At 71.4% G+C, this 16,030-nt stretch carries 15 protein-coding genes; 14 read left to right on the forward strand and 1 reads right to left on the reverse strand.

Annotated features, from left to right (window positions below):
* Positions 1 to 251: 251 nt before the first annotated feature.
* The 14 genes from NDW01_RS38085 (at position 252) to NDW01_RS38150 (ending at position 14,304) form a co-directional block, all read left to right on the forward strand.
* Positions 252 to 1,292 carry a DUF3048 domain-containing protein gene (locus NDW01_RS38085; RefSeq protein ID WP_252829260.1) on the forward strand — a complete coding sequence of 347 codons (1,041 nt, stop codon included), beginning with the start codon at positions 252 to 254 and terminating at the stop codon, positions 1,290 to 1,292.
* 104 nt (positions 1,293 to 1,396) lie between these two features.
* Complete coding sequence (gene pdxS, locus NDW01_RS38090; RefSeq protein WP_308211865.1) at positions 1,397 to 2,314, forward strand: pyridoxal 5'-phosphate synthase lyase subunit PdxS; 918 nt, start codon at positions 1,397 to 1,399, stop codon at positions 2,312 to 2,314.
* A gap of 231 nt (positions 2,315 to 2,545) precedes the next feature.
* On the forward strand, positions 2,546 to 3,190 hold the full coding sequence (locus tag NDW01_RS38095) for a DUF6928 family protein (RefSeq protein ID WP_252829261.1): 645 nt from the start codon (positions 2,546 to 2,548) through the stop codon (positions 3,188 to 3,190).
* 208 nt (positions 3,191 to 3,398) lie between these two features.
* The gene (locus tag NDW01_RS38100) at positions 3,399 to 4,607 is read left to right on the forward strand and encodes a helix-turn-helix domain-containing protein (RefSeq protein ID WP_252829262.1); all 1,209 of its coding nucleotides are present in this window, start codon (positions 3,399 to 3,401) and stop codon (positions 4,605 to 4,607) included.
* Between the two features lie 202 nt (positions 4,608 to 4,809).
* Positions 4,810 to 5,415, forward strand: coding sequence for a pyridoxal 5'-phosphate synthase glutaminase subunit PdxT (gene pdxT / locus NDW01_RS38105; protein WP_252783293.1), 606 nt, complete (start codon positions 4,810 to 4,812; stop codon positions 5,413 to 5,415).
* On the forward strand, positions 5,412 to 6,164 hold the full coding sequence (locus tag NDW01_RS38110; RefSeq protein ID WP_252800010.1) for a YebC/PmpR family DNA-binding transcriptional regulator: 753 nt from the start codon (positions 5,412 to 5,414) through the stop codon (positions 6,162 to 6,164). Before pdxT ends, NDW01_RS38110 begins: the two co-directional genes overlap by 4 nt.
* Positions 6,165 to 6,232: 68 nt before the next feature.
* A complete protein-coding gene (locus NDW01_RS38115; protein WP_252829263.1) occupies positions 6,233 to 7,375 on the forward strand; it encodes a GNAT family N-acetyltransferase in 1,143 nt (380 codons plus the stop codon).
* A 97-nt stretch (positions 7,376 to 7,472) separates the two neighbouring features.
* Complete coding sequence (gene ruvC, locus NDW01_RS38120; protein ID WP_252783296.1) at positions 7,473 to 7,997, forward strand: crossover junction endodeoxyribonuclease RuvC; 525 nt, start codon at positions 7,473 to 7,475, stop codon at positions 7,995 to 7,997.
* A 91-nt stretch (positions 7,998 to 8,088) separates the two neighbouring features.
* Entirely contained in the window at positions 8,089 to 8,691 is a 603-nt protein-coding gene (gene ruvA, locus NDW01_RS38125; RefSeq protein ID WP_252829264.1) for a Holliday junction branch migration protein RuvA, read from the forward strand.
* A gap of 208 nt (positions 8,692 to 8,899) precedes the next feature.
* Complete coding sequence (gene ruvB, locus NDW01_RS38130; protein WP_252829265.1) at positions 8,900 to 9,937, forward strand: Holliday junction branch migration DNA helicase RuvB; 1,038 nt, start codon at positions 8,900 to 8,902, stop codon at positions 9,935 to 9,937.
* A 157-nt stretch (positions 9,938 to 10,094) separates the two neighbouring features.
* Entirely contained in the window at positions 10,095 to 10,622 is a 528-nt protein-coding gene (yajC, locus tag NDW01_RS38135; protein WP_252829266.1) for a preprotein translocase subunit YajC, read from the forward strand.
* Positions 10,623 to 10,740: 118 nt separating this feature from the next.
* Complete coding sequence (secD, locus tag NDW01_RS38140) at positions 10,741 to 12,483, forward strand: protein translocase subunit SecD (protein WP_252829348.1); 1,743 nt, start codon at positions 10,741 to 10,743, stop codon at positions 12,481 to 12,483.
* 5 nt (positions 12,484 to 12,488) lie between these two features.
* A complete protein-coding gene (gene secF / locus NDW01_RS38145; RefSeq protein ID WP_252829267.1) occupies positions 12,489 to 13,640 on the forward strand; it encodes a protein translocase subunit SecF in 1,152 nt (383 codons plus the stop codon).
* A 103-nt stretch (positions 13,641 to 13,743) separates the two neighbouring features.
* Positions 13,744 to 14,304, forward strand: a complete 561-nt coding sequence (locus NDW01_RS38150) for an adenine phosphoribosyltransferase (RefSeq protein ID WP_252829268.1) — start codon at positions 13,744 to 13,746, stop codon at positions 14,302 to 14,304.
* Between the two features lie 159 nt (positions 14,305 to 14,463).
* On the opposite strand, the gene NDW01_RS38155 is transcribed toward NDW01_RS38150, so the two are convergent.
* The gene (locus tag NDW01_RS38155; protein WP_252829269.1) at positions 14,464 to 15,882 is read right to left on the reverse strand and encodes a peptidoglycan D,D-transpeptidase FtsI family protein; all 1,419 of its coding nucleotides are present in this window, start codon (positions 15,880 to 15,882) and stop codon (positions 14,464 to 14,466) included.
* Between the last annotated feature and the right edge of the window lie 148 nt (positions 15,883 to 16,030).

Genomic DNA, 16,030 nt, shown 5'->3' on the forward strand with positions numbered 1-16,030 from the left:
ACCGGGCGGTCCGAGCCCGTGGGTGGTCGGCGTCCCCAAGCGGCGACCGGGCGGTCCGAGCCCGTGGGTGGTCGGCGTCCCCAAGCGGCGACCGGGCGGTCCGAGCCCGTGGGTGGTCGGCGTCCCCGCTTCGGCCTCCGCCGGGGCCGTACGACCTCGCTGACCGGTGCGGATGCGCGGGTGGCACCGTCGGCTGGTGAGCCGTTCGGTTAGTCTGGCCCTTTCCCGGATTTAGTGGGAGAGGACGCGTCATGTCCGTTCTCCAGCCGCACAAGAGTCCACGCGCCGCCGCGCTGAGCGCCGCCGCGCTCACCGTCCTGACCTTCTCGGCGTGCTCCAGTGAGCCGAACGGCGCGGCCCCGCCCAGAGCCGCGGGCACCCCCGCACCCGCGGTCACGCCGGCCCCGTCGCCGTCGGCTCAGCCGGTCCACCCCTTCACCGGCCGCCCGGGCGCGCGGAACGGCCCCGTCCTGGCCGTCAAGATCGACAACACCCGGTCGGCGAAGCCCCAGCGCGGCCTGCGCTCGGCGGACATCGTCTACGTCGAACAGGTCGAAGGCGGCCTGTCCCGCATCATGGCGGTCTACTCCTCGACGCTCCCGCCGCAGGTCGGACCGGTCCGCAGCGCCCGAATCTCGGACCTGCACATCCTGCCGCAGTTCGGCCGGCCCGCTTTCGCCTACTCCGGCGTGCAGAGCAAGATGAAGCCCTACCTCGCGCAGGCCCCGCTGATCGACGTCTCCCCGGACAAGGCGGCCGGCGCCTACACCCGCGGCGGGCCCCACCCGGCCCCGTACAACCTGTACGCGTCGCCGCAGGAACTGCTCGCCAAGGCGCCCGGCGCGACGACGGCCCGGGACATCGGCTTCCGGTTCGGCGCCGCGCCGCCCGGTGGCACGGCGACGACGTCCTACACCGCGCGTTACCCGTCGTCGACGCTCGTCTTCCACTGGTCGGCCGGGGAACACCGCTGGCTCGTGTCCCAGGACGGCCGTCCGGACCAGGCCGCCGAAGGCGGGCGGCTCGGCGGGCAGACGGTCGTGGTCCAGCGGGTACGGACGACCCGGTCGCAGTTCCACGACTTCCTCGGCAACTACACGCCGCTGATGCAGACGGTGGGCACCGGGACGGCGACGGTGCTGCGCGACGGCAAGGCGTACGACGCCCGCTGGTCCCGCGCGTCCGAGGACCAGGGCACGACCTACACCACCCCGTCGGGACGGCCGATGACCTTCGCGCCCGGCCAGGTCTGGATCGTCCTCGTCAACGCGGGCCGTCCCGTCACCCCGTGAACACCGCCGCGACCGGGCGTCGCCGGAGCCGGGCGCCGACCCCTCCCACCTCGAACTACCATGGAGAGCGACAAGCGTGATCGATTTCTCCTAAGAGGTAGCCCGTGTCCACTGCCACCCCCGCCCAGCCCACCGCCACTCCGGAGACCGGCACCGCCCGAGTCAAGCGGGGGATGGCGGAGATGCTCAAGGGCGGCGTGATCATGGATGTCGTCACCCCGGAACAGGCCAAGATCGCCGAAGACGCCGGCGCCGTCGCGGTCATGGCGCTCGAGCGCGTGCCCGCCGACATCCGGGCCGAGGGCGGCGTCTCCCGGATGAGCGACCCGGACATGATCGAGGGCATCATCAACGCGGTGTCGATTCCGGTCATGGCCAAGGCGCGCATCGGGCACTTCGTCGAGGCTCAGGTCCTGCAGGCGCTCGGTGTCGACTACATCGACGAGTCCGAGGTCCTGACCCCGGCCGACTACGAGAACCACATCGACAAGTGGGCCTTCACCGTGCCCTTCGTCTGCGGCGCCACCAACCTCGGCGAGGCGCTCCGCCGCATCACCGAGGGCGCGGCCATGATCCGCTCCAAGGGCGAGGCCGGCACCGGCGACGTCTCCAACGCCACGACGCACATGCGCCGCCTGCGCCAGGACATCCGGCGCCTCACCGCCCTGCCCGAGGACGAGCTGTTCGTCGCGGCCAAGGAGCTGCAGGCCCCGTACGAGCTGGTCAAGGAGGTCGCCACGGCCGGCAAGCTCCCCGTCGTGCTGTTCACCGCGGGCGGCATCGCCACCCCGGCGGACGCCGCGATGATGATGCAGCTGGGCGCCGAGGGCGTGTTCGTGGGCTCGGGCATCTTCAAGTCCGGCGACCCGGCCAAGCGCGCCGAGGCGATCGTGAAGGCCACCACCTTCTACGACGACCCCGACGTCATCGCGAAGGTCTCCCGCGGGCTCGGCGAGGCGATGGTCGGCATCAACGTCTCGACGCTGCAGGACTCCGACCGGCTCGCCGGACGCGGTTGGTAAGGGACCGTCCTCGTCGTCCCGGCCCGATGATCGAGCACACCGGAGAGGGGCCCCCGGCCAGGGGGCCCGGCGGGCTCGCCGGCCGAGGCACGGAGATCATCGAGCGAGGCATGGAGATCGCCGGGCGACCGGGCCCTCCCCAGCACGGCGCGGGCGGGCTAACCTGTCCTGGGCCCGGCGGCGGGACGCTTCCGCGGGACCGGTGCAGTGGCCGCAGGAGGGACGAGACCCATGGCGTGGTCCATCGCGCTGGCGTGCGCGAGCGTTGACGATCCGGTCCGGGCGTTCCGGCAGGGCCTGATCCCGGACCCGGACGCCGCCGCCGATCTGGCGCGGCGCCTCTACCCGGATTCGGCGATCGTCGAGAGCGGCGACACGGTCCTGGACTTCGCGTTGTGGCCGTACGAGGACGAACTGTTCGTCGGCGCGTACGGCGACGCGCTGGTCGTCTGTGACCGGCGGCTCTACGACGTCGACGACCGGGCCCGTACGCTCGCCGACCACATCGCGGCGGCCCTGCCGGGGTCCACCTGCGGGGTGCTCGTCCTGCACAGCATGGTGTCGGGGTGCTGGTTCCGGTGGTACGCCGGCGACCGTCCGCGACGGGACGTGTTCGTCACGGCCGAGGACGGCGTCGTCGTCGACCTGGGGGAGCGGCTCCCGGTGGAGGCGCCCTTCTGGAGGGCGATCGACGAGGGCGCGCCCGACGTGCCCCTGCCGTTCGACTATGAGGAGTTCGGCCTGGCGCTGGCCCGCGAGCACCTGTTCGGCCGTGGCCTCACGGAGCGCGGCGACGACGGCTTCCTGCCCCTGGAGCTCTCGCTCCGCCGGTTCAAGATCCGTTCGCCGGCCAAGCTGGGCCGCGTCTCGCGCTGACCGGCGGGTGCCTCCGTCTACCGAGCGGCGGGTGCCTCCGTCTACCGAGCGGCGGGTGCCTCCGTCTACCGACCGGCGGGCCCTTCGTCTCGGCCTCTCCGATAACCCCCTTTTCGGGCTGGCCGCTGGGGATGAATCGGTCGTAGCCTGAATGCAGCGCCTTGAGCGCAGTGCTTGGAGCGCAGGCGGCACCAGGGGGTGCAGAACAGTGTCCGAGCCCGACAACATCGGTGACCGGCTCAGATCGCTCCGCGACGAGCGCTCCATGACCCGGCGGGAACTGGCGGACGACTCCGGTGTGGACGTCGCCCTGATCGAGAAGCTCGAGCACGGCCGGCGGGGGACGGCGCGCCTCACCTGGCTCACCAGGCTCGCGGACGCGCTGAACGTCGAGGTCTCGCGGCTGCTCGGCGGGCGCCGGTCCGAGGAACGCGGCGCGGAACGCGCTCCGGGCCCGCCCGGTGACGTCCAGGACCTCGGCGACGTCGTGGCGTCGGTGGACTCGATGCCCGGGATGGACACCGACGACGCCGGGGAGGCCCCCGACCTCGCCGAGCTGAACGCCGCGGTCGACGCCGCCTGGCACGCCTACCGGATGGGGAACATGACACGCCTCGCCGGACTGCTGCCGGGCCTGATCGGCGAGGCCCGCCTCGCGTCGAGCGAGCTCGGGGCGAGCGCGGCCGGGCCGCTCGCCGAGGCGCACCAGCTCGCCGCGCGCCTGTTCGTGCACTACGGCAGGTGCGACCTCGCCGAGGTCGCCGCCGAATGCGCGATCCGGGCCGCCGAGGGCGGCGGCGACGAGCTGGAGTGGGAGACGCTCCACGGCACCTACTCCTGGACCCTGCTGTGCGAGGGCCGCCCCCGGGCGTCCGAGGAGCACGCCGTCTCGATCGCCGCGAGCACCGAGCCGTCGATGGACGAGGCCGCCCTCCGCGACCTGACGGTGTGGGGCGGCCTGCTGCTGGCCGCCATGGCCGCGGCCAGCGCCGCGGACCGCACCGCGTCGACGACGGAGTACCTGGGACTCGCCGGATCGGCCGCGCGCCGGTTCTCCCGCGACCGCCTCGACTATCACGTGGGGTTCGGCCCGGCCCGGGTGGCGACGGAGGCCACCCACGCCTACGCGATGCTCCACGAACCCGGCCTGGCGCTGCGGTCGGCCGGGGACGTGCACGCCGGCGAGCTGTCGCCGCGGTCCTACGGCCGCCATCTGATCGACGTCGCGCGAGCGCAGACGGAGATCCGTGATCTGCGGGCCGCGGAGGAGACGCTCTGCGAGGCCGAGAGCCTGTGCGCCACGTCGTTCTCACCCGCGGGGCCGGCCCACGCCGTCGTGAGCGACGTCGTCGTCGACGTCGGGCACCTGACCCCGGAGCTGCGCCGCATGGCGCGGGCCGTCCAGGTCCACGCGTAGGCACCGAACGCGGCACGCGAGCCGCGCGGTGCGCGCGGGGCGCACCGCGGCACACGGGCCGGGCGCGCTGAGCGCGGAGCCGGCGCGCGAGCGGGGAGGACCGCTCCCTGCCGTGCGAGCGGGGAAGATCACTCCCTGCTGCCGTTGTTATGACAGGCACTAGGCTCATTGTCCGTACATCTCATTTCTGAAGGGCTGATTCGTGGCTGCTGTCCCGACGATCGGCGTGCTCGCACTGCAGGGCGACGTCCGCGAGCACCGGCGCGCGCTGGAGTCCTGCGGCGCCTCGACGGAGTCCGTACGCCGTCCGGAGGAGCTCGATCGCGTCGACGCCATCGTCATCCCCGGCGGGGAGTCCACCACGATGTGGCGGCTCGCGCGCACCTTCGAGCTGCTGGAGCCGCTGCGCAAACGGATCGAGCAGGGCATGCCGGCCTACGGCTCCTGCGCCGGCATGATCATGCTGGCCGACCGGATCGCCGACGGCGCCGAGGGTCAGGAGACCATCGGCGGCATCGACATGCTCGTGCGCCGCAACGCGTTCGGCCGCCAGGTCGACTCGTTCGAGGAGGACATCCACGTGACGGGGCTCGACGCGCCGTACCACGCGGTGTTCATCCGGGCGCCGTGGGTGGAGTCGGCCGGCGACGACGCCGAGGTCCTCGGGCGTGCGGAGTCCGGCGACGCCGCCGGTAGGATCGTTGCGGTCCGGCAGGGACACTTGCTCGCGACGTCATTCCATCCGGAGCTCACCGGCGACGCGCGGATCCACCGGCTCTTCCTCGACATGGTGAAGGGAACCCAATGAGCGGCCACTCCAAGTGGGCGACGACGAAGCACAAGAAGGCCGCCCTCGACGCCAAGCGGGGCAAGCTTTTCGCCAAGCTCATCAAGAACATCGAGGTGGCCGCCCGGACCGGCGGAGGCGACCCGGACGGCAACCCGACGCTCTACGACGCCATCCAGAAGGCCCGCAAGAACTCGGTGCCCCTCGACAACATCGAGCGGGCCCGCAAGCGCGGCGCGGGCGAGGAGGCGGGCGGCGCCGACTGGCAGACGATCATGTACGAGGGTTACGCCCCCGGCGGCGTTGCCGTGCTGATCGAGTGCCTCACCGACAACCGCAACCGCGCGGCCTCCGACGTACGCACGGCGCTCACCCGCAACGGCGGCTCGCTGGCCGACCCGGGCTCCGTGTCGTACCTGTTCAACCGCAAGGGCGTCATCATCGTGCCCAAGGAGGGCACCTCCGAGGACGACGTCATGCTGGCGGTCCTCGACGCGGGCGCCGAGGAGGTCAACGACCTCGGCGAGTCGTTCGAGGTGATCTGCGAGTCCGGCGACCTCCTGGCGGTCCGCAAGGCCCTGCAGGACGCCGGTGTCGACTACGAGTCCGCCGAGGCCAACTTCCTGCCGAGCGTCAGCGTCCCCGTCGACGAGGACAACGCCAAGAAGGTCTTCCGCCTCCTGGAGGCGCTGGAGGACAGCGACGACGTGCAGAACGTCTTCGCCAACTTCGACGTCTCCGACGAGATCATGGAGAAGATCGAAGCCTGATCCGCCGGCCGCCGGAGCACCTTCCGGCGGCCGCGGGGCCGCCCCGGGCGATGCCGTAGCGTACCCACGTGGACATTCGTGCGCTCGCCCCTGAGGACCTTGCCGCCGCCTACGACGTCAATCTCCGGGCGTTCGGGCCGACCGACCAGGCGGGGTGGCTGCGCCGCACCCGCACGGCCGTACGTGAGGGCCGGGTGCTCGGGATCTATGACGGCGGCCGGCTGGTCGCCTCCGGCCGGTACCACCGCTTCGAGCAGTGGTGGCACGGCCGGCCGGTGCCGATGGGCGGCGTGGCCGGCGTCGTCGTGGCCCCCGAGGAACGCGGCCGTGGGATCGGGCGCCGCCTGGCCCGGGGCCTGCTGGATTCCATGGACGGCCTGCCGCTCACGGCGCTGTACCCGGCGACCGCGCCGGTGTACCGCTCCGTCGGATACGAGCACGCGGGCGCGCAGCACTTCGTCACCGTCCCGACCGAGGCACTGCGCACGCTGGCCGCCGGTCCGGTGAAGGTACGGCGCGCCGGGCCGGAGGACGCTCCCGAGATCGTCGGCGTGCTGCGTCGCCTGCACGCCGAGGCGCGGGACGACGGGCCGATCGACCGGGGTGAGGACTGGTTCCGCGACCGGCTGGACCGCGACGACGTCTTCGCCTACCTCGCCGAGGACGGCTTCCTCGCCTACGGCTGGAGCACGGACGCCCGGGGCCTGGTCGTGCATCGCTGCGTGGCCGGGTCCGCCGACACCGCGCGGGCCCTGTGGGCGCTGGTCGGGTCCGGCTCGTCGGTCGCCCGCAGCGTGTACGCGTGCGTCGCCCCGGACGATCCCCTGTTCTGGCTTTTGCGCGACCGTTCTCACGAGGAGGTCAAGCGGGTCTCGTGGATGCTGCGGGTGCTCGACGCTCCGGCGGCCGTCGCCGCCCGCGGCTTCCCCGGCGGGGTGTCGGCGGAGATCCCTCTGGAGATCACCGACGAGGCCCGTCCGGGCAACGCCGGCACGTGGCGGCTGACCCTCGACGGCGGCCGTGGAGCCCTGACGCCCGCCGGCGACGGCAGGGACGCCGTCCGCCTGTCCGCCCGCGGCCTGGCCGCGCTCTACGCGGGCGCCCCGATGAGCCGCCTGCGCCGCTCCGGCCTCGCGGAGGGCGACGCCTCCGCCGACGCGATCCTCGACGTCGCGTTCGGCGGGACGCCGTACATGCTGGACTACTTCTGACGATTCCGGTGCGACACGCCGGGGCCGGGGCGGCCCGGGCGTCGTATGTGGCGAGTAGCCTCGCTGCGAACACCTGTTCGGAGCGGAAGGAGCGGTCGTGCGGGTACTCGGCGTCGACCCCGGCTTGACCCGGTGCGGCGTGGGCGTGGTCGACGGCGCGCCGGGCGCGCCGCTGCGGCTCGTCACCGTCGACGTGATCCGCACCAGCCCCGACGACGACATCGGAACCCGGCTGGTCGGCCTGGAGCGCGGTCTGGAGAGGCTCCTGGACGACTTCCGCCCGGACGCGGTGGCCGTCGAGCGGGTGTTCAGCCAGCACAACGTCTCCACCGTCATGGGCACCGCTCAGGCCGGCGCCGTCGCGATCGTCTGCGGGGCGCGGCGGGGGCTGCCCGTCGCGCTGCACACCCCGAGCGAGGCCAAGGCCGCCGTCACCGGCAACGGCCGGGCGGACAAGGCCCAGGTGACCAGCATGGTGACCCGGCTGCTGCGGCTGGACACCCCGCCGCGGCCGGCCGACGCCGCCGACGCGCTGGCCCTCGCCATCTGCCACGTGTGGCGCGGCGGCGCCCAGGCGCGCATTCAGGCGGCGAGGATGAGAAGGTACGGAGTCGAGAAGTGAGCGGAGACGACCACTCGCGGGCGGTTCGGGCCGCCCGCGGTGAGCACGGAGGCCCGGCCGGTCGGCCCGCGGCACACGGAGGGACGGCGTAGTGATCGCTTTCGTCAGCGGCAAGGTCGCCGGCGCCGGACCGGACGGCGCCGTGATCGACGTCGGCGGCGTCGGCCTGGCCGTCCAGTGCACCCCCGCCACGCTGGCCGGACTGCGCGTCGGCGACGAGGCGCATGTCCCCACCTCGCTGATCGTTCGCGAGGACTCCCTCACGCTGTACGGCTTCGCGGACGACGACGAGCGCACGATCTTCGAGCTGCTGCAGACCGCGAGCGGCGTCGGCCCCCGGCTCGCGCTGGCCATGCTCGCCGTCCACCCGCCGAACGCCCTGCGCCGCGCCGTCGCCACCGAGGACGTGAACGCCCTCACCAAGGTGCCGGGGATCGGCAAGAAGGGCGCCCAGCGCATCGTCCTGGAGCTGAAGGACCGCCTCGGCATGCCCACCGACGACCTGGACGCGCCCGTCCCCGTGGCCCGTGCCGTGCCGTGGCGCGACCAGGTGCACGCCGGGCTCACGAACCTCGGCTGGTCCGGCAAGGAGGCGGACGCCGCCGTCGACGCGGTGGCCGCCGAGGTCGACGGCCAGGAGACGCCCGACCTCGCCACCCTGCTCAAGCTGGCCATGCGGAGGCTGAGCCGATGACCCCGGCGGCCGTCGTCCCGACCGAGGGCGCCGCGCGCCTCGCCGCTGAGGACGCGGGAGGGCCCGCCGTACGGGCTGAGGGAGGGCACGCCGTACGAGGTGAGGATGGGCCCGTTATAAGGGCTGAGGACGGGTCCGCTAGACGGGCCGGGGGCTGGTACGCCGTACGGGCCGGGGGCGACCCGCGCGACGGCAGGGGAGCGGGCGCATGAACGACGAGCGCTTCGTTTCGCCGATCGCCGACGGCGACGAGAAGGTCATCGAGGCGGCGCTGCGGCCCAAGCGCCTCGACGAGTTCATCGGTCAGGCGCGGGTCCGCGAGCAGCTGTCGCTCGTGCTGCACAGCGCGCTGCGGCGCGGCCGGGCGCCGGACCACCTGCTGATGTCCGGGCCGCCCGGTCTGGGCAAGACCACGCTCGCGATGATCATCGCGGGCGAGCTCGGCGTTCCGCTGCGGATCTCCTCCGGCCCGGCGATCGAGCGCGCCGGTGACCTCGCCGCGGTCCTGTCCACCCTGTCCGAGGGAGAGGTGCTCTTCCTCGACGAGATCCATCGGATGGCCCGCCCGGCCGAGGAGATGCTGTACGTCGCGATGGAGGACTTCCGGGTCGACGTCATGGTCGGCAAGGGACCGGGTGCCACCGCCATCCCGCTGGACATCCCCCCGTTCACCCTGGTGGGCGCCACGACCCGTGCCGGGCTGCTGCCGGCGCCGCTGCGCGACCGGTTCGGGTTCGTCGCGCACATGGACTTCTACGAGCCGGCCGACCTGGAAAAGATCATTCACCGGTCGGCCCGGCTCCTCGACGTGCGGATGGACGACGCGGGCGCCGCCGAGATCGCCCGGCGCGCCCGTGGCACGCCCCGGATCGCCAACCGGCTGCTGCGGCGGGTCCGCGACTACGCCGAGGTGCGCGCCGACGGCGTGATCAACGAGGAGATCGCGCGGCAGGCGCTCACGCTGTACGAGGTCGACGCCGACGGCCTGGACCGGCTCGACCGGTCGGTGCTGGAGGCGCTGCTGACCAAGTTCGGCGGCGGCCCCGTCGGCCTGTCGACGCTCGCCGTCGCCGTGGGGGAGGAGCCGGAGACCGTCGAGGTGGTGGCCGAGCCGTTCCTGGTGCGCAAGGGGCTCATCGCCCGTACCCCGCGGGGCCGGATCGCGACGCCGGCCGCCTGGCGGCATCTCGGTCTCGCCCCACCGCCCACGGCGGCGGGTACGCTTTTCGAGGTAGCGGAGGAGTGACGCGGAACTTCTCGGTGCGCGGGTTCGTCCCGTCATTGCCGGGGTTTCAGATACTCCTTTACACTCCGGAGCTTGGTCGCCGTCTGCAGATGGCACGCCTTTCGCGGCGCGAATAAGTCGACGGCGGGCTCAACACTCACATCGGAAGGATGCCCCGGTGCAGGGCAACACAACAATCACAGCGCTCACTCACGTCGTCGCAGCGAAGAGCGGCGGCAACCCGCTGATGTCGCTGCTTCCCCTGATCCTCATCGTCGTGGTCTTCTATTTCCTGCTGATCCGCCCGCAGCGCAGGCGGCAGCAGCAGCAGGCCCAGCTGCAGAACCAGCTGGTGCCCGGCCAGCGGGTCATGACGACCGCCGGCATGCTCGCCACGGTCGCGGCCGTGGAGGACGACGCGCTCGTCCTGGAGATCGCGCCGGGGGTCGAGGCCCGCTTCGTCAAGCAGGCCATCGGCCAGGTCCTGGACGACTCCTCCGATGAGGAAGAGGATGAGGAGGTCGACGAGGCCGAGGAGCCCGGTCAGGAGCACGCCGCCGACGAGGCGGCGGCCGATGACGAGCCCGAGGTCGCGCAGGACGACATCGAGCCGAAGACCGACGCGAAGACGGTCGCGGAGGACAAGGCATCAGCGGAAACGTTGAAGGACGGCGAGCAGAGGGCCGGCAAGAAGCCCTCGGCCTGACCACCTGACCGTAGACGAAGGACGAAAGACGACCGTGGCTCCGCCAAGCAGAAACACTGCAAAACCAGGGCGCGTTCTCCTCGCGCTGTTCGCGATAGTCGTAGCCCTGGTGGGCCTGATGTTCTGGCAGGGCCAGAAGAAGCCCAAACTGGCCCTAGATCTGGCGGGCGGCACCACCGTGACGCTCACCGCGGAGCCCACGAAGCCCGGTGCCAAGATCGGTGACTCCGAGATGGGCCAGGCCATCAAGATCATGCGCGAGCGCGTGAACGGCCTGGGCGTCTCCGAGGCCGAGGTGACCAAGCAGGGCAACAACGTCATCGTCGTCCAGGTGCCCGGACAGGGCCAGGAGCGGGTCGTCAAGACCATCGGGACCACGGCGAAGCTGGAGTTCCGCCAGGTCCTGGTCGCCGCGCCGGTGGGCGTTCAGCAGGCGCCGACCCCGGCTCCCAGCCCGACGAGCACGGGCAAGACCAAGGGGGCGAGCCCCTCCGCCAGCCCGAAGCCATCGGGCAGTGCGAAGCCGTCGGGCAGCGCGAAGCCGTCGGCGTCGGCGAGCGCGACGCCGAAGGGCCGCGCGCTGGCGGAGGCCCTCACCAAGGCGTCGTCCACGCCGAAGCCGTCCACGTCCGCGAAGCCCTCGGCCCGCCCCAGCGCTTCGCAGTCGCTCACCCCGCAGCAGCTCCAGCAGTTGCAGCAGCAGCTCCAGCAGCAACAGCAGCAGTCGACCGGTGAGGACTTCTCCGGCGTCGACCCGGCCGTCAAGGCGCAGTTCGACAAGCTCACCTGCACCGGCAACGACGTGGGCCAGGGCAGGACGCTCGACCCGGCCAAGCAGGCCGCGGTGTGCGCGAAGCCCGATCCCAAGACCCACAAGGTCGACTACAAGTTCATCCTGAGCCCGGCGAAGATCTCCGGTGAGCAGGTCACCAAGGCGCAGGCCATGCCGCCGGACCCGCAGAACGGCCGGGTGCAGTGGGTCGTCAGCCTCGACCTGAACGGCACCGCGACCAAGTCGTTCGCCACCTTCACCCAGCAGGCGGCCGCGCTCGGCGAGAACAACACGCGCAACCACTTCGCGATCGTCCTCGACGGCACGGTCTACTCCTGGCCGGGCGTCAAGGAGGCGATCACGTCGGGCAACGCGCAGATCGAGGGTCAGTTCAACCAGCAGGACGCCACCGACCTGGCCAACGTTCTGAAGTACGGCGCGCTGCCGCTGAAGTTCAACCAGAGCTCGATCGAGTCGGTCTCGGCCACCCTCGGCAAGGACCAGCTCACCGCGGGCCTGCTCGCCGGCGCGATCGGCCTCGGCCTGGTCGTGCTCTACTGCCTCTTCTACTACCGCGGCCTCGGCTTCGTCGCGATCTCCAGCCTGGCGGTCGCCGGGATCCTCACGTACGAGGCGGTCGTGCTGCTCGGGAAGTTCATCAACTTCCGGATGTCCCTGGCGGGCATCGCCGGTGCGATCGTGGCGATCGGCATCACCGCCGACTCCTTCGTCGTCTTCTTCGAACGGCTGCGGGACGAGGTCCGTGAGGGCCGCACGCTCCGCACCGCCGTCGAACGCGGCTGGGTCCGCGCCCGGCGCACGATCATCGTGGCGGACGCGGTGTCGTTCATCGCCGCCCTGCTGCTCTACTGGTTCGCCATCGGCGGCGTGAAGGGCTTCGCCTTCACCCTCGGGCTCACCACGCTGATCGACGTGGTCGTGGTGTTCTTCTTCACCAAGCCGATGGTCACGCTGCTCGCCCGTACGAAGTTCTTCGGCCGGGGCCACCGGTTCTCCGGCCTCGACCCGACGACGCTGGGCGTGACCAAACGCGTTCCCACCCGTCCCGTCGGCACGAAGGAGGCCTGAGCCTGATGTCACGCCTGGGCAACATCGGCGGTCGCCTGCACCGCGGCGAGATCTCGCTCGACTTCGTAGGGCGGCAGAAGACCTGGTACGCCATCTCCGGGCTGATTCTGGTCATCAGTGTCGTGTCGCTGCTCACCCTCGGCCTGAACTTCGGCGTCGAGTTCAAGGGCGGCACGGTCTTCCAGTTCCCGACGAAGCCGGGGGTGACGACCTCCGACGCCCGCGACGCGGTGAAGAGCTCCGGGGTCGTCAAAGAGGACCCCATCGTCCAGAAGACCGGCACGGGCTGGCGGGTCCAGACCGAGAGCCTGAGCTCCACGGACGTCACCAAGGTCCAGGACTCGGTGCAGCAGAGGCTGCACCTGGCCAAGCCCGATGACGTCAGCCCGCAGAGCGTCGGCGCGAGCTGGGGTAAGGACATCTCGCAGAAGGCCCTCGAGGGTCTGCTCGTCTTCCTGGTCGCGATCATCATCTACCTGTCGATCGCGTTCGAATGGCGGATGGCGGTCGCGGCGATCATCGCGCTGGCGCACGACATCCTGATCACGGTCGGCGTCTACTCGCTCGTGCAGTTCGAGGTGACGCCGTCCTCGGTGGTCGGCCTGCTGACCATCCTCGGCTACTCGCTGTACGACACGGTCGTCGTGTTCGACAAGGTCCGGGAGAACACCCGGTCGCTGACCACCTCGAACACCATGACCTACAGCCAGGCGGCGAACCTCGCGGTCAACCAGACCCTGGTCCGGTCGATCAACACGTCGATCATCGCGCTGCTGCCCGTCGCGGGCCTGCTGTTCATCGGCGCCGGCGTGCTCGGCGCCGGCACCCTGAAGGACCTGGCCCTGGTCCTGTTCGTCGGCATGCTGGCCGGCGCGTACTCCTCGATCTGCATCGCCACGCCGATCGTGGCCGACCTGCAGGAACGGCAGGAGAAGTACAAGACGCTGGCCAAGCGGGTCGCGGCCAAGGCCAACAGCGCCAAGCGCAAGGCCAAGCCCGAGGTCGAGGTCGCCGAACTGCCGCAGGAGGACGTCCCGGACGACGAGGCCGAGGCATCCTCTGTCGGGGCCGGTGTCCGGGTCGTGCAGAATGGTCCGCGGCAACAGCCGCGCCGGGGCGGCTCCAAGGGACGGCCCAGCGGCAAGAAGAAGCGCTGAGCCGACACCGGAGCCGCCGTCAACGCCCCGTCGGAGGGCCGGCGCGGCACCGGAGAACAAGCACTGAGCCCATCTCGCGGCGGATCGCCTGATCCGCCGCGAGATGGCGTCCTTGAGGAGAAACGTGACCTCGCGACCGGTCGACCTGACGAAGCTGATCAACGAGCGGATCCGCGAGGTCCCCGACTATCCCAAGCCCGGTGTGGTCTTCAAGGACATCACTCCGCTGCTGGCGGACCACACCGCGTTCGCGGCCGTCGTCGACGCCGTCGTGGCCTACTACGGCCGGGGGACGATCGACAAGGTCGTCGGGATCGAGGCCCGCGGCTTCATCCTGGCGGCTCCCGTCGCCTACCACTTCGGCGCCGGGTTCGTGCCGGTCCGCAAGAAGGGCAAGCTCCCGGCGGCGACGTACTCCGAGAGCTACGACCTGGAGTACGGCAGCGAGACCATCGAGGTGCACCAGGACGCTCTCGCGCCCGGCGAGCAGGTGCTCATCGTCGACGACGTGCTGGCCACGGGCGGCACGGCCGCCGCGGCCGCCGACCTCGTCCGCCGCTCGGGCGCCGAGGTCGCGGGCCTGTCCGTCCTCATCGAGCTCGGCTTCCTCAAAGGCCGGGACCGGCTGCCCGAGCTGGACGTCCACGCCCTCATCCAGGGCTGAGTAGCCCCCTTCCCGGGGACCCCGCCGCGAGTCCGTGCGCACAGCCCTGCGGGTGCGTACGGGCCCGTCCCGTGTCAGGCGTGTCCGCAGGGGCGTACGAGCCTGGACCGGCCCGTCCGGGTCCGCGGAGGCGTACGGGTCCTTCCGTGGCGCTGGGCGCTAGTGCACGCCCAGCGCCTGGACCATGCGGTCGACGATCGGGCCGGCGGCGTCCGCGCCGAAGCCGCTGCCCTCGGTGACCACAGCGAAGGCGATCTGCGGATTATCGGCCGGGGCGAATCCGGCGAACCACCGCTCGTTGTACGACAGGCCCGTCTCGGCGGTGCCCGTCTTCCCGGCGATATCGCTGGACACCCTGCCGGCTCCCGTGCCGCTCGCCACGACCTCCCGCATCATGTCCCGCAGCTGGCTCGCGGTCTGCGCGCTGGTGGCGTGGAAGAGCTCCTTCGGCGAGGCCGCCTCGATCTCGGACTGGTCCGGGGCGGTGATGCGCTGGATGAGGTACGGCTTCATCACCACGCCGCCATGGGCGACCGCGGCGGCGGCGAGGGCCATCTGCAGCGGCGTCGCGGAGACGCTGCCCTGGCCGATGCCGCTGCGCCCGACGTCGTCGCCGCCCATGTTCTTCGGATAGACGCTGGCGGCGCTGCGCAGGTCGCTCTCGATCGGGATGTGCTGCCCGAACCCGAATCCGGACGCCTCGGCGCCCAGGGCCTTCTGGCCCATGTCCAGTGCCAGTTTGCCGAAGGTGCTGTTGCAGGACTGCGCGAACGCCGTGATGAGCGGCAACTGCCCGCCGTTGCACGGCCCGGAGTCGGCGTCGTTGTGCAGGGGGTTCCCGGAGGGCAGGGTCAGCACCCCGGGAGTGTCGACGGGGCTGTTCTCGTTCAGCCCCTGCTTGTCCATCCCGGCGGCGGCAGTGATGATCTTGAAGGTCGATCCGGGGGCGAAGCTCTCGTCGATCGCCTTGTCGATGAGCGGGCTGCCGGACGCCTTGAGCAGCCGGTCGTACGCCTTCGTCGACGCGGTCGTGTCGTGCACCGCGATGCTGTTGGCGTCGAAGGACGGATAGGACGCCATCACCTTGATCGCGCCGGTCTTCACATCGATGGCGACGGCGGCGGCCCGGCGGGAAGTGCTCGTGCGCAGGGCGTCGTACGTCGCGCGCTGGGCGGCCGGGTCGATCGTCGTGTGCACCGTGGCGCCCTGGTTCGTACGGCCGACGATCGCGTCGAACCAGTGCTGGACGGTCAGCCTCGGGTCCGTGCCGGACAGCAGGCTGTCGGCGGCGGCCTCCACGCCCGTCACGCCGCCGCTCGGCGCGAAGTAGCCGGTGATGGGCGCGAACACCTCGGATTCGGGGTACTCGCGCTGGTACCGGAAATCCTTCTGCCCGGTGTCGCGCGACCTGGCGATCACCGTGCCGCCCGCCATGATCGGCCCGCGGTTCCGGTTGAACTGCTCGAGGAAGTGCCGGGCGTTGAGAGGGTCGTCACGCAGCTTCTGCTCCTGCGCGCCCTGGATGTAGGTGACGTTCACCATGAGCGCCAGGACCAGGAGCAGCGAAAAGATCGTCATCCTTCTGAGTGTCTTGTTCATGCGTCAAGTTCCTCCGGTGCCGTCCCAGCATCTCGCTAGATCGTCCGGACGTCCCCCCACCCCCGGCTCGGGAGATTCCCCGGTCATCCCCCCGGGCCGATGACCGGAATGGGAGATGGGCGCCGAC

The sequence above is a fragment of the Actinoallomurus soli genome (genome assembly GCF_024055715.1).
GTDB classification, from domain to species: domain Bacteria; phylum Actinomycetota; class Actinomycetes; order Streptosporangiales; family Streptosporangiaceae; genus Actinoallomurus; species Actinoallomurus soli.